This is a genomic window from Halobaculum litoreum (assembly GCF_030127125.1).
Lineage (GTDB): Archaea > Halobacteriota > Halobacteria > Halobacteriales > Haloferacaceae > Halobaculum > Halobaculum litoreum.
Window position 1 is genome coordinate 2,224,188 of sequence record NZ_CP126156.1, and the last position, 12,455, is coordinate 2,236,642.

General features: G+C 69.6%; 15 protein-coding genes and 1 pseudogene. 3 read left to right on the forward strand and 13 right to left on the reverse strand.

Going from position 1 to position 12,455, the window contains the following annotated elements; translation table 11 throughout:
- Positions 1-67: 67 nt before the first annotated feature.
- From arlH to P0R35_RS12170, 10 genes and pseudogenes are all read right to left on the reverse strand, one after another.
- Positions 68-826, reverse strand: coding sequence for an archaellum protein ArlH (arlH, locus tag P0R35_RS12125; protein ID WP_284012724.1), 759 nt, complete (start codon positions 824-826; stop codon positions 68-70).
- 19 nt (positions 827-845) lie between these two features.
- The gene (gene arlG, locus P0R35_RS12130; RefSeq protein ID WP_284012725.1) at positions 846-1,304 is read right to left on the reverse strand and encodes an archaellum stator protein ArlG; all 459 of its coding nucleotides are present in this window, start codon (positions 1,302-1,304) and stop codon (positions 846-848) included.
- Positions 1,305-1,751 (reverse strand): archaellum stator protein ArlF, encoded by a 447-nt coding sequence (arlF, locus tag P0R35_RS12135; RefSeq protein ID WP_284012726.1) that lies wholly within the window; start codon positions 1,749-1,751, stop codon positions 1,305-1,307.
- A complete protein-coding gene (locus tag P0R35_RS12140; protein ID WP_284012728.1) occupies positions 1,735-3,177 on the reverse strand; it encodes a FlaD/FlaE family flagellar protein in 1,443 nt (480 codons plus the stop codon). Before P0R35_RS12140 ends, arlF begins: the two co-directional genes overlap by 17 nt.
- A 175-nt stretch (positions 3,178-3,352) precedes the next feature.
- Complete coding sequence (locus tag P0R35_RS16425) at positions 3,353-3,691, reverse strand: chemotaxis protein CheD (protein ID WP_284014629.1); 339 nt, start codon at positions 3,689-3,691, stop codon at positions 3,353-3,355.
- 243 nt (positions 3,692-3,934) lie between these two features.
- Positions 3,935-5,098 (reverse strand): annotated as a pseudogene (locus tag P0R35_RS12150) (chemotaxis protein CheC); the annotation flags it as partial.
- Positions 5,099-5,100: 2 nt separating this feature from the next.
- Positions 5,101-5,463 (reverse strand): chemotaxis protein CheY, encoded by a 363-nt coding sequence (cheY, locus tag P0R35_RS12155; RefSeq protein ID WP_284012729.1) that lies wholly within the window; start codon positions 5,461-5,463, stop codon positions 5,101-5,103.
- 107 nt (positions 5,464-5,570) lie between these two features.
- Complete coding sequence (locus P0R35_RS12160; RefSeq protein ID WP_284012730.1) at positions 5,571-6,425, reverse strand: DUF7500 family protein; 855 nt, start codon at positions 6,423-6,425, stop codon at positions 5,571-5,573.
- A gap of 46 nt (positions 6,426-6,471) precedes the next feature.
- Positions 6,472-7,068 carry a flagellin gene (locus P0R35_RS12165; protein WP_284012731.1) on the reverse strand — a complete coding sequence of 199 codons (597 nt, stop codon included), beginning with the start codon at positions 7,066-7,068 and terminating at the stop codon, positions 6,472-6,474.
- A 2-nt stretch (positions 7,069-7,070) separates the two neighbouring features.
- Positions 7,071-7,658, reverse strand: a complete 588-nt coding sequence (locus tag P0R35_RS12170; protein WP_284012732.1) for a flagellin — start codon at positions 7,656-7,658, stop codon at positions 7,071-7,073.
- Positions 7,659-7,869: 211 nt separating this feature from the next.
- Between P0R35_RS12170 and P0R35_RS12175 the strand changes: the two genes are divergently transcribed.
- A complete protein-coding gene (locus P0R35_RS12175; protein WP_284012734.1) occupies positions 7,870-8,211 on the forward strand; it encodes a helix-turn-helix domain-containing protein in 342 nt (113 codons plus the stop codon).
- A 14-nt stretch (positions 8,212-8,225) separates the two neighbouring features.
- Here the strand turns inward: P0R35_RS12175 and P0R35_RS12180 are convergent, their stop codons facing one another.
- Positions 8,226-8,957, reverse strand: coding sequence for an ATPase domain-containing protein (locus tag P0R35_RS12180; protein WP_284012735.1), 732 nt, complete (start codon positions 8,955-8,957; stop codon positions 8,226-8,228).
- Positions 8,958-9,173: 216 nt separating this feature from the next.
- Here P0R35_RS12180 and P0R35_RS12185 point away from each other — a divergent pair, with 216 nt between their 5' ends.
- Positions 9,174-9,752, forward strand: a complete 579-nt coding sequence (locus tag P0R35_RS12185) for a HalX domain-containing protein (protein ID WP_284012736.1) — start codon at positions 9,174-9,176, stop codon at positions 9,750-9,752.
- A 25-nt stretch (positions 9,753-9,777) separates the two neighbouring features.
- Here the strand turns inward: P0R35_RS12185 and recJ are convergent, their stop codons facing one another.
- The gene (gene recJ, locus P0R35_RS12190; protein WP_284012738.1) at positions 9,778-11,256 is read right to left on the reverse strand and encodes a RecJ family nuclease; all 1,479 of its coding nucleotides are present in this window, start codon (positions 11,254-11,256) and stop codon (positions 9,778-9,780) included.
- A gap of 57 nt (positions 11,257-11,313) precedes the next feature.
- Positions 11,314-11,937 carry a GTP-binding protein EngB gene (gene engB / locus P0R35_RS12195; protein ID WP_284012740.1) on the reverse strand — a complete coding sequence of 208 codons (624 nt, stop codon included), beginning with the start codon at positions 11,935-11,937 and terminating at the stop codon, positions 11,314-11,316.
- An 88-nt stretch (positions 11,938-12,025) separates the two neighbouring features.
- Here engB and P0R35_RS12200 point away from each other — a divergent pair, with 88 nt between their 5' ends.
- Positions 12,026-12,454, forward strand: coding sequence for a hypothetical protein (locus P0R35_RS12200; RefSeq protein WP_284012741.1), 429 nt, complete (start codon positions 12,026-12,028; stop codon positions 12,452-12,454).
- The last annotated feature ends 1 nt before the right edge of the window (position 12,455 follow it).

Genomic DNA, 12,455 nt, shown 5'->3' on the forward strand with positions numbered 1-12,455 from the left:
TATCACGGGCGATAACGGACTGCGGGGCGGCGGCGACGGCGCGGACCGCGGCGGCGCGGGCGCCGTCTCAGGCGACGCTGCGCGACTCGATGACGATGCCGGTGCCGGAGCGGACGGAGAAGCCGATGGAGTCCCCGACCTGGCTGCCCATCCCGGCGAAGCGCTTGACGGCGATGTTGCGGCGCACGTCGGAGCCGACCTCGACCATCTGGAGTTCGAAGAACACGTCGGCGATGGAGCGGAACGGGCCGATGGCGTCGTCGCCGACCGCCGAGGGGTCGACGGTGAGGACGATCACCTTCCCAGAGGAGATCATGTCCCGGAAGAAGGAGATGATCTCCAGGGCGGCCTGTCGCTCGTCGTTGTTGCGGACGAGCGCCTCGAACGTGGGGTCGTTGCGCAGGATGGAGTCGAACGTGTCGAGGATGATCACGTCGGAGTTCCACATCGTCTCCGCCTCCATCAGGAGCTTGAGCAGTTCCTTGCGCTCGGCGTCGGTGTCGGAGAAGTTCCCGCCGGAGTCGAAGTCCGCCGCGAGGAACAGCAGTTCCTCGTTGAGCAGCGGCTTCGTCACGTCGTACCCCAGCGAGTACATCTGGTCGATGAACCCGGAGACGGTCAGCTCCGTCGACAGCAGGGTGACGCTCGCGCCCTCGTCGACGAGGCCGTACGAGAAGCGCTGGGACAGCGCCGACTTCCCGGCGCCGTAGTCCCCCTCCATGAGGACGATGGAGCCGCGGGGGATCCCCCCGCCGAGTTCCTTGTTCAGTTGGTCCCGCTCGGGCAGTCCGATCGACAGCAGCGTGTTCTGGTGTGCGCGTGACATTGGTCTGGGGTCGTTGGGTTCACTCGGTCCTGAAGCGGAACACTTCCTCGTCGCCGCGGACGACCAGCTTCAGGCGGTGGTCGCCGGGGTCGAGCGCCGTCGCCGGCGCGAACTCGATGGTCACCACGTCGCCGCGGTGCCACGTCTCGCCCCCGTCGACGACGGAGACGTTCACGTCCGTGACGTACGCGCCGTCGAGGACCACGTCGACGGTCCCCGGGTCGGCCGGGAGGTCGGACGCACCCGTGTTACGGACGTGGATCGTGACGTTGCCGTCGCCGGAGCGGTTGTACACGCCGGCGCCGGCGTCGGAGACGATCTCGGTGTCGGCACGGATCTCGCCGGCGACGTCGAGCGACTTCGCCGAGATGGCGTCGCTGACGCGGTCCACCTCGCTGGTGAGGGTGCCCGCGACCGACGCGGCGATGACGATCGCCGCGATGAACAGGATGAGTTCGGCGGCGCTCCCGCCCGCCATTCAGGCCACCTCGACGACGTCGACGGCGTCGCGGACGCCGTGGTCGACGACGACCTGCGTGCGGTTCGGCGCGGCCGCCAGGTCCACCTCGAACGTCACCGTCTCGCCCGGCAGCCACAGGTCGGTGGCGACGCCGCCCGCGACGGTGGTCGTGACGTCGGCCGTGGGCGGGATCGAGTTGTCGACGAGCAGCGTCGTGTCGTTCACGCCGACCGCGGTGGTGCCGTCGTTGGTGGCGTTCACCGTCAGCGTCGACGTGGTCGTGTTGTACGTCGCGTCCGTCACGTCGACGGCGGTGTTCGCGCGGTCGAGCGCGCGGTCGGCGGCGTCGTGGCGCGCGTCGGTGACCTGCTCGAAGCCGTTCGCCGCGGCCGGGTAGACGATGCCGACCGCGAGGAACACGCCGAGGAACACGACCCCTGCGGAGGCACTAACGCTGAGGCCCATGCATGCCCCCCGAGAGCTGCGGCCACCGGTCGATGACGACCGATTCGGCCGTGGCGTCGGTCAACTGCATGATGTACTTGAGCGAGCGCGTGTGGTGGTCGAGGTCGAGGTGGTCGGTCCCGGGGCGGTCCATGAGGTTGCGGTCGATGTCGCCGAACCCCGAGAGGAACCCCTTGAGCTGGTCGGCGACCTCGTCGTCGATCCACTCGACGCGCCGGTAGTAGTTGACCGCCCGCACCGCGTCGGTCGTGGTGGACTCCTCGACGAGGAACTCCAGCCACTCCATCACCATCAGGTCGCCCACGTAGTCGCCCGGCAGGCTCGTGAGGTACGGCTTGGCCGGCTCGTCGGAGAGGTCGTCCTCCTCGACGAACTCGAACCCGCCGTCGTCGTCGACGCCCGCGGCGCGTCGACTCGGGTCGGTCGGGCCCGCCGTCGACTCCGGTTCGGGGTCGTCGCCGAAGCCGAGGTCGTCGGCCTCGTCGTGGCCGTTCGTCCCCGGTTGGGTGTCGAGCGCGTCGAGCGGGTCGTCCCCGTCGTCGTCGGGCTCCGGCTCCGCCCCGGCGCCGTCGTCCCAGTCGGCGTCGCCCGACTCGTACTCGTCTTTCAGTTCGCTGAAGCTCTTGCCGCCGCCGTTGTCGGTCGCCATGGTGTCTGATTCGGTGTCGTCGTCCTCGTCCTCGAAGCCGTCGAGGTCGTCGTCGAACTTCTCGTCGTCCGCCGTCTCGTCGAACTCGTCGAGGTCATCCATGTCGTCCATGTCGCCCATGTCGTCCATCTCGTCGTCGAGACCGTCGTCCGCGAGGTCCTCGTCGAAGAACCCCTCCGCGTCGGCGCTGGCGAGGTCCTCGTCGAGGTCGTCCTCGCTCTCCTCCTCGCCGCCCGCGTCGTCGAACAGGCCGAAGCCGCCGGCGTCGCCCCCGAAGTCGCTGGCCTGGACGTCGTCGACGAAGGGGTTGATCCCGCGGGTGACCATCTCGTAGATGTCGAGGAGGCTCCGGACGTCCTCGCCCATGTCCTCGACCTTCCCGGAGATCTCCTCGTTCTCCGAGCGGACGGTGTTCACCGTCGACGAGAGGCTCGCGACCTCGTTCTCGAGGTCGTCGACCCGTTTCTCCAGCTCGGCGACGCCGTCGTCGCCGCCGTCCTCCCCCGCGAAGGGGTCGTCTTCGTCCCAGTCGTCCATGCCGCCGAGGTCGCCGAGGCCGTCGCCGCCGGCGTCGCCGCCGCCGCCGCCGAAGGCGCCGTCGTCGCCGCCGAGCAGGTCGTCGTCGTCGCCGGCGTCGCCGTCCCCGGGTCCGTCGTCGCCGTCGCGGAAGCGGTCGAGCAGGCTGGCTCCGAGGAGCCCCAGCGAGACCAGTAGTCCCGCGTCTGCTCCCGGGATCCCGCCGACCCATGCTCCCGATAGCGCGGTGAGGAGACCCATTACACCTCACCACCCACGAACGAACCATAAACCCTGCCCGCGGATTATCGGGGTCGATAACGCCGCAGGGAACCGATCCCGGCCGGTCCGGCCGGTCGGAGGCGCGGGAGTGCAGCCGTGCGAACGGCGACTGTGGGGCGGTGAGAACGGGGGATCGCGGGGGCGTTCGGTCCCGTCACAGGACGACCGTCTCGCCGCCCGCGTACGAGACGTGGAGCGACCCCGTGGTCGTCTCGAAGCGCAGCGACCGGCCGCGGTCGCCGCCGGTGTCGGAGGCCGCCAGCGGGACGTCCCGCGCGGCGAGCGCCGCCTCGGCCGCGGCGACGTTGCGCTCGCCCACGGAGGCGCCGTCGTCGCCGATCTCGAAGGCGATCATCTCGGCGGCGCCCGCGACCTTCGCGACGAGCGCGGTCCGGTCGGCGCCGGCGGCGACGAGGTCGGCGATCAGCGCGTCGATCCCCTCGACGACGAACTTCTCGTCGTCGCCGGGGCGGTCGGCCGCCTCGGGGAGCATCGCGTGGAGCAGCCCCCCCACGCCGCCGGTCGGGTCGTGGATCGCGACCCCGAGACACGAGCCGAGGCCGCTGGTCACGAGCAGTTCGCCGTCGGTGACGACCGCCGCGTCCGACAACCCCACCTTGCGTCGCGGGACCGACTCCTCGCTCAACGACGGCGAGGACGGTCCGCCCGCGGGCGGGGAGTCGGAGGGGCACACGGCGTCGTCACCGGGGAGCCCGCCGTCGGTCGCGGCGGGCTCGATGCGGTCCAGCGCCGCCGCCAGCTCCCGCTGGTCCGGCAGCGCGTAGATGTCACACCGGACGTTCCCGTCGGGCGTGCGCACCGTCGAGTCGATGATGAAGGCGTGGTCCTGCGTCTGTCCGAGCCGACTCACGAGCGGGCTCATCACCGCCGAGCCCATGTCGTGGACGAACTGCGGCGGGGTGTGCTCGATACTCGTCCCGAGGACGTTCGCCCAGCCGTCGATGAACCCCGACGTCATGATGTTGCCGAGCTCCCGGAGCGCCCCCTTCTCCATGTCGCCGATCCCCGGCTCGGTCTCGGTGGGGATCATCCCGCCGGCGACCTCCTCGGCCGACGACTCGTCGAACAGGATCGCGAGGTAGCCGCTCGGGTCGCCGTGGAGTTCGAACACCGTCCCGGCGACGGTCTCCGTGCCCAACTCGGAGGGGACGTCCTGCACCGGGACGAACCGCAGCCGCGACACGTCCACGTCCGTCTCGGTGCCGGTCATCATCGTGATGTTGTCGGCGGCCGAGGACGCCCCCTGCCGGGTCATCTCGTTGAACGTCGGCAGCTTGTTCACCGGGACGGCGTCGCCGGCCTCGCCGACGGGCCCGTCGTGGCCGAGCATGTCCGTGAAGCCGGCGTACTCCGGCAGCATGTAGATCGTGAACTCCAGCTCCTCGTCCATCGAGGACACCTGCGACTCGAACATGAACACGCCCTGGCGGTCGTCGTCGAACGCGCCGTCCGGGAGGATGTCCGTGCCGGAGGCGCGGACGTACGCGGGCGGCGTCATGTCGATGGCGACGCCGAGGTGGTCGGCCCAGCCGTCGATGAACCCCGACGTCATGATGTTGCCCGCCTCGGTGACCCCGCTGCGGACGAGTTCCCCGTCGCCGCCGCCGGGCAACAGCCGCTCGACGAGGCTCTCCGCGGCGTCCATCTCGAACGCCATCACCGTCTGGCCGGCGATGCCGCCCCGCAGTCCGATCTCGACGCCGACGAACTCCCGTCCCGCGAACGCCTCCCGCAGATCGCCGGCCGCCATCAGCGTCACGTCGGTCACGTCGACGTACACGTTGGCGCCGGCCAGTTGGCCGAGCGCGTCGGCGGCGCGGTCGGCGCCCTGGCTCGCGAGATCCGAGAACTCCCCCAGCGACTGGATGTCGACGTACATCCCTACGCGGGGACGACGTCGTTGATGGCTTCGAGCACGTTCGGCTTCTGGAACGGCTTCGTGATGTACCCCTCCGCGCCCGCCTTGACCGCGGCCTTCATCTTCTCCTCCTGCCCGACGCTGGTGCACATGATGACGCTGGCATCGGGGTGTTCCTCGGTGATCTCGGTGGTCGCCTCGATCCCGTTCCGGATCGGCATCACGATGTCCATCATCACGATGTCGGGCGCGTGTTCGCCGTACAGGTCCACCGCCTCCACGCCGTTCTCCGCCTCGCCGACGATCTCGAACTCCCCCTCGAGGATCTCCCGCAGGAGGTTCCGCATGAACTCCGAGTCGTCCGCGATCAGCACGCTGGTCGGCATATAGTCGACTTCCACCCCGGAACCGGGATAAACACTCCCCCGCGACTATCAGCGGTGAAAACCGGTCGCGGTGGCGTCGGGCGATCCGCGGCGACCCCGGCGGTCGTCTACAGACGCAGTCCGCCCGCGTCCTCGAGCGCGACGAGCAGGTCCTCCATCGTGTCGTCGCGGGCCATCCCGAGCCGCGCCAGCGCCGCCCGCACCGCGTTCGGCGGGAGGGTGGGTCCGTCGTCCATGTTCGACAGGAGGATGCCGAGCGCCGCTTCGGGGGGCGTGTCGCCGGCCGCGGCCGTCGCGAACCACGTGACGAGCGTCTCGAACGTCTCGCCCACGTCGTCGGAGGCCATCCGGTGGCGGGTCGTGCGGCCGTCGATCGACAGCGTCGCGTCGAAGCCGTAGGCGAACTCCGTGTCCGCGAGCGAGGCGGCCAGCCACTGGCCGACCGCCCGCGCGTCGAGGTCGCCGGGGTCGGCGCCGCTCTCGGCGCCGCCGCGGGGCGCACCGCGCCGGTCGTGCGACGCCGGGCGCGCCCCCTCGACCGATCCCGAGGCCGGGTCCGTCGTCGTTCCCGCGGGGTCGCGCGGGAGCCCGTCGGTGCCGGCGTCACGGTCGGTGGCCGGGTCGGATCCCGCCGTCGGGGATCCGTCCCCGGAAGGTCGGCCCGTCGGGGCGGCCGGCCCGGCCGGGTCCGCGGCGGCACCCGGACCCGCGTTCGGGTCGAGTCCCTCGCGAACCGCCTCCGCCGTCTCCGCGACGCCGGCGGCGCGGTCCGGCGGGTCGGGGTCGGCCGCCCGCTCGTCGGCCGCGTCTCCCGTCGCCTCCTCGCGGGGCGCCCGCGGCGGGCGACTCCCCGCGGAGACGACGTAGCGGTCGTCGCCCAACTCGCGGACGTACTCGCTTTTCGAGATGTCGAGGTCGTCCGGGTCGACGCCGGGGTTGCCGCGCGGTGCGTCGTCGCTCATGGTACGCTGTTCGGCGGTGTGCGCTAAAAAGTGTGGGCGGCCGAGCTTACAGTTCGACGCCCTGCTGCTGCCCGAGCGACTCGGGCACCGTGAACCGGATCGTCGTGGTCGAACCGGCCCGCGTGTTGATCTTGATCGTCACCTCGTCGCCCTCGTCGAGTAGCTCTGGATCGCCGCTACCGGTGGAGAGGTCGAAGTCGAGCGAGAAGCGGTCGTCCGGGTCGTCGAGGACGGTCGACGAACCGTCGACGTTCTTGATCTGCGAGGTGCCGAAACTGTCGTCGACGCTCTGGCTCGCGTTCTCGTGGTTGAGCAGGAACGTCCCGTCCGGGCCGATCCACGTGACGGTCACGTTTTCGAGGTCGATCTCGCCGGCGCCGGGCGCCTGCGTGACAGTGACGTTGACCTCGTCGATCTGGCCAGCGGGGGTCACGTTCCCGACGGTGGCGACCTCTTGGAGGCGGTTGCTGACCTGCTTACTGCTTTGGGTCCCCGTCTCCTGGGCCTTGCTCTGGAGGAAGCCCGCGGTGTTGATCAGGACGCCGGCGGCGATCGCCGCCACCAGCACCATCGCGATGAACACGATGAGGGTTCCGATACCCACCTGGCCGCGTTCGTCCTCGTCCGTCACGAACTCGAACACGGTTACAGCTCGACCGCGCTCTTCTGTCCGAGCGACTCGGGCACCGTGAAGCGGATGCTCGTGGTCGCGCCGGCCATCGTGTTGATCTTGATCGTGACCTCGGAGCCCTCGGCGAGCGAACTCGGGGAGTCACTCAGCGTGAGGTCGAAGTTGATGTTGAACCGGTCGTCCGGGTCGTTCAGCACGTTGGTGGACGTGTCCGTGTTCTTCACCGCGGTCGTGTTGAACTGCCAGCCGGCCTCGCCGGAGCTGTTGTGCGTCAGCGTCTCGGTCCCCTGCGGGCCGATCCAGTTGATCGTCGCGTTCGAGAGGTCGACCTCTCCCGCACCCGGGGCCAGCGTCACCGTCACGTTCACCTGATCGATGCTGTTCCCGCTCACCGACCCGGTCGTGACGACCTCTTGGAGGCGGTTGCTGACCTGCTTACTGCTCTGTTGTCCGGTCTCCTGCGACTTGCTCTGGAGGAAGCCCGCGGTGTTGATCAGGACGCCGGCGGCGATCGCCGCCACCAGCACCATCGCGATGAACACGATGAGTGTCCCGATACCGACCTGCCCGCGCTCTTCCTCGTCCGTGATGAATTCGAACATTGTGGTTCTCTCGGTCCCGTCCCGACAGCGGGGCGGGCACTGCTCGCAGCGACACGGATCCGAATATTAAACCTACGGCGCCGAGTATCGGATGGGATAACTGGGCGAAGGAATCGCTACCGATATCGAAACCGAGGGGGCGGCGAAACCGACCGGCGCAACCGTCTTCGAGGCGGTACGCTTATCACCACCACAATCAGTATTGAGAGCTATGCCCGCGGACGACGAGGAGATCATCGAGGTGCTGGGGAACAAGTACAACCCCGAGATCCTCGATGCGGCGGGAGAACCCAAGTCTGCACAGGAGCTGTCGGACCAACTCGGGGTGCCGATCGCCACCTGCTACCGCCGGATCAACGAGCTGGAGGACACCGAACTGCTGGAGCTCCACGACCGGCCGCTCTCCGACGAACACCGCCGGATCAAGGTGTACAGGCGCTGCGTCGACGGCGTGAACGTCACCTTCCGGGACGGGCTGACCGTCGAACTGGAGGAGCGCTCGGAGGTCAAGAACAAGCTCGACGACGTGTGGCGGACGATGACCGACGGCTGAGGGGCCCGCGCCCGTCAGAACGCCGTGTCCGACCCGTCGCCGCCCATCATCGAGAAGCCGGCGGCGCGCTCGTACACCTTGATCCCGCCGTCCGCGATCTCCATGGGGAAGATGTCGGTGTCGATGTCCTGTTTGCGCATCTTCGCCACCCAGACGTAGCGGTTGACGCCAGAGTCGGTCGGCGTCTGGATGAAGTAGATGTTCCCGTCGGTGAGGAAGTTCTCGAGGCCGATCTCCGTCTCGGGGAACACCGCGCCCTGTTCGTTGATCAGGAGGGAGGTGAGGCCGTTTTGCTTGAGGATGTCGGAGAACTTCAGGAGGTAGGTGCGCTTCTCCTTCTCGTCCTCGAAGAACAGCGAGAACATCGTCAGCGAGTCGAGGACGAGTCGGTCGTAGGAGGCGTTCGCGAAGTCCTCGAGGAGCGTGTCCAGCGCCGACGAGAAGTCGCCCTCGCGGAGCATGTGCTGTTTGTCGTACACCTTGATCGCCCCCTCGTCGACGAGGTCGCCCCAGCGGTCGAAGCCGATCGACTCGGCGGCCTGCCGGATGTCCTCCTCGTTCTCCTCGAAGGAGATGTAGATGCCGTGCTCGTCGTACTCGGTGACCCCGTCGTAGAGGTACTGGATCCCGAACAGGGACTTCCCCGTCCCGGGGTTCCCGCTCACCAACACCGTCGCGTGCTCGACGAGCCCCCCGTTGAGGATCGAGTCGAGGCCGTCGACTCCGGTCGGAACCGTGTCTACCATATCGCTAGTCGCCGTCCTCACATATGAAAACGGTTGCGCCGTGGACGCGGCGGATCGCCGGTCTATCGAGGGGGACGAGTCGCCCTACGAGCGTATAGTCGTTGCGTCGGGGCGCGACGGCGGAGAGGGGCCGGCGTGCGATAGTTTTAAGCGGGAACACATCCGCCTCACGAACATGACTGACCGCGGGGTCAAGCGCGTGCGGGGGCGGTCGTCGTGACACGGCACGTGCTCATCGTCGAGGACGAACCGGAGGTGGCCGACCTCTACCGCGGCTACCTGGCCGGGGAGTACGACGTGACCGTCGCGAACACCGGCGAGGAGGCGCTCGACCTGGTCGACGAGACGACCGACGCCGTCCTCCTCGACCGTCGCCTCCCGGACACCTCCGGCGCCGACATCCTCGCGGAGATCCGCGACCGCGACCTCGACTGCCGCGTGGCGATGGTGACGGCCGTCGAGCCGGACGTCGACATCGTCGAGATGGGGTTCGACCTGTACCTCGTGAAGCCCGCGACCCGCGACGACATCCAGTCGGCCGTCGAACGGCTGGGCACCCGGGCACAGTACGACGACACCCTCCAGCGCACCGCCTCGCTCGTGACGAAACGCGCCGTGCTGGAGGCCGAGCGCACCCCCGCGGAGCTCCGCTCCTCGCCCGAGTACGAGACCCTCCTCTCGGACATCGAGGCGCTCCAGGACGACCTCGACGACCTCGCGTCGGCGTTCTCGCCTGACGACTACCGGATGCTGTTCCGCGACATGAGCAGGTCCTCGGCCTCCGAGTCGGCGTAGCGGTCGCCGTCGGTCGCGCCGTCTTTCACTCCCCGTCGCCGGCCAGTTGCTCGCCGACGAGTTCGTCGACCGCCGCCAGGAACGCGTCGCGCTCGTCGGCCGGGATGGTCGCGCCCGCGGCGACGTCGTGGCCGCCGCCGTCCCCGCCGACCGAGCGACTCGCCTCGCGCATCACCGCCGACAGGTCCAGCCCTTCTCGGACGAGGAAGCCGCTCCCTCTGGCGGACACCTTCGTCTCGCCGTCGCCCTTGTCGGCGAACGCGACGATCGGCTTGCGCGCGGAGACGCCGTCGGCGCCGACGGCCATCCCGGCGACGATGCCGACGATGGTCTCGCGGATGCGCGTGCCGGCGTCGAACCACTGGACGTTGTCCTCGCGCTCGACCCCCTCTGTCGTCACCCACTGGAGTCCCTCCGAGAGGTTCCGGCGGTGGTTGCGCAGGAGGGTTCTGGCCCGGTCGAGCGCCTCGCCGCGGTCGCCGAGGCAGACGGCGAGGCCGACGTCGGCGCGCTCGTAGCGGGCGGTCGCGTTGAGCAGGGTCGAGAACTCGCTGACGTCCCGGAGTTCGGTGCCGGGCTCCTCGTCGGCGAGCACGTACGTCGTCCCGATCAGCGAGTCGACGCGTTCGCTCGGGACGCCCGAGGCCACCGCCCGGCGGATGAGCGCGCTCGCGACCGTGCGGCGCTCGTCGGCGTCGAGGTCGACCCAGCGGCGCCACTCCCCGTCGGCGTCCCGCACGGGCACGTCCAGCTCCGAGAGGAACTCGATGGCGCCGGCTTGGTCGTTCGAGATTCCCGGGATGCGCGCGTCGCTGGCGTACTCCAACAGTTTGGGGAGCGGGCGGGTCTGCCGGCCGTACAGCGCCAGATCGGTCACCTCCGCGAGCGCGCCGGCGGCGACGGCGTCGGCGACGAGCCCCTCGTTGGCGCCCGACAGGCCGTCGTCGCCGTCCTGCATGTCGCCGACCGCGCCGACGACCGCCAGCGCGGCGAGGTCGCGGTTGTCGGTGGCGGTCGCGTCGCCCAACGCCCGCGCGAGTAGGTACGCCGCCCCCGCGCCCGACAGTTCGCTCGCGCCGTCGAGTCCTTCGAGGAGGGGGTTGAGGTGGAACTCCGTCTCCGCGTCGGCGGGCTGGTGGTGATCCGCGATGACGGGGACGAAGTCGCCGCGCTCCTCGTGGGGTGCGATCACGTCGAGTTGGCCGCTCCCGAAGTCGGTGAAACAGACCACGTCGTAGTCGGTGGCGGCGATGGAGACGACGGCGTCGGCGTCGAGTTGCTTGAAGAACGCCGTCTCGAAGTCGAAGCCGGCGCGCTCGAACGCCGCCGTGGCGACGGCGGCGCTCGTGAGGCCGTCGGCGTCGATGTGCGAGCACAGGAGGAACTCGTCGGCCTCGCGCAGGCGGGCGGCACACGCCGCGGCACGCTCGCGCAGCGCCGGGACCGGGAACGCGTCGCTGTCTCCCGCTTCCGGTTCCTCGGCGTCGGCGTCGGCGCTGGCCATCGTTGTGGGTGGGTGCGGCGTTCTGTGGGATAAACGCTCGTACTCGGGCGACCGCGGTTACGTGACGAACTGGAGCAGGTCGTCGCGATTCGCCGCCCGGAAGCAGTCGCGCAGCGCCTCGTTCAGCGGCTCGATGCTCCCCTTCTTCGCCGTGATCGGCGCGATGGTGTCGTCCCACTGCTGCCACGGCGGGTACAGCCCGAGCCGCTCGCACAGCGCGTTCAGGCGCTCGTCGCGGTCGTCGACCTTGTCCATCTTGTTCACCGCGACGATCGGTTTCACGTCCACGTCCTGCAGGAAGCCGAACATCTCCACGTCGTGAGGGATGTCGCCCGCCTCGGTGTGGCGGTCGATGATGTCGATCACGGCCTTCCCGTCGACGACGAGGATCCCGGCGAGGATGGAGTCGGCGTTGTCCTCGACGTAGCGCACCACGTCCGTCTTGATCGCCTCACGGTGATCCTCCTCGACACCGCTCATGAAGCCGAACCCGGGGAGGTCGGTGAACATGAACGACTGCGGCGCCCAGTCGAAGTGGTTCGGCTTCCGGGTGACGCCCGGCTTCTTCCCCGTCGTGAAGTCGTGGCCGGTCAACTCGCGCATCAGCGTCGACTTGCCGACGTTCGAGCGCCCGACGAGCACCACCTCGGCGTCCCGGTTCGGTCGCCCCTCGAAGGTCATGCCCGGGGATGGACCGCGGCGGCGGATAAGCGGCGCGGGTCGGCGGATCGCCGACGGACTTACTCCCCGAGGGCCACACCCGACCGACGTGACACGAGAGACGCCACGCACGCGCCGAGCGGCCCTCGCGCTCGGCGGGAGCGCGCTCGCGGCCGGGCTGGCGGGCTGTGTGACGACGCCCCCGACCGCCGGGTCCCCGCCGGAGGCACAGGTGACGGTCCGACTGACCAACCGCGACGACGTCGAGCGCGCCTTCGAGGTCGTCGTCCGCGGCAGCGACACCGTCACCGACCGCTTCTCGGGCACGCTCCCGGCCGACGCGAGCCAGCGGGTCGAGCTGATCGCGACGTTCCGCGTCGGCGACGGCCCCGCCGAGTTCAGCGTCGAGACCGCGGGTGGCCGCACGGGTCGCACGTGGGACCCCGTCGAGTGCCCCGCGTTCCGCGTCGACGCCGCCGTCGACGACGGGACGCCGACGTTCGAGGCGACCTGCGACGGGAACGGTGGCGACGAGTGAG

Bases quoted from the DNA above. Each gene is read 5' to 3' on its own strand.
- arlH (WP_284012724.1), bottom strand. From the start codon at position 826: ATGTCACGCGCACACCAGAACACGCTGCTGTCGATCGGACTGCCCGAG.
- arlG (WP_284012725.1), bottom strand. From the start codon at position 1,304: ATGGCGGGCGGGAGCGCCGCCGAACTCATCCTGTTCATCGCGGCGATC.
- arlF (WP_284012726.1), bottom strand. From the start codon at position 1,751: ATGGGCCTCAGCGTTAGTGCCTCCGCAGGGGTCGTGTTCCTCGGCGTG.
- P0R35_RS12140 (WP_284012728.1), bottom strand. From the start codon at position 3,177: ATGGGTCTCCTCACCGCGCTATCGGGAGCATGGGTCGGCGGGATCCCG.
- P0R35_RS16425 (WP_284014629.1), bottom strand. From the start codon at position 3,691: ATGCTCCCCGAGGCGGCCGACCGCCCCGGCGACGACGAGAAGTTCGTC.
- cheY (WP_284012729.1), bottom strand. From the start codon at position 5,463: ATGCCGACCAGCGTGCTGATCGCGGACGACTCGGAGTTCATGCGGAAC.
- P0R35_RS12160 (WP_284012730.1), bottom strand. From the start codon at position 6,425: ATGAGCGACGACGCACCGCGCGGCAACCCCGGCGTCGACCCGGACGAC.
- P0R35_RS12170 (WP_284012732.1), bottom strand. From the start codon at position 7,658: ATGTTCGAATTCATCACGGACGAGGAAGAGCGCGGGCAGGTCGGTATC.
- P0R35_RS12175 (WP_284012734.1), top strand. From the start codon at position 7,870: ATGCCCGCGGACGACGAGGAGATCATCGAGGTGCTGGGGAACAAGTAC.
- P0R35_RS12180 (WP_284012735.1), bottom strand. From the start codon at position 8,957: ATGGTAGACACGGTTCCGACCGGAGTCGACGGCCTCGACTCGATCCTC.
- recJ (WP_284012738.1), bottom strand. From the start codon at position 11,256: ATGGCCAGCGCCGACGCCGACGCCGAGGAACCGGAAGCGGGAGACAGC.
- engB (WP_284012740.1), bottom strand. From the start codon at position 11,937: ATGACCTTCGAGGGGCGACCGAACCGGGACGCCGAGGTGGTGCTCGTC.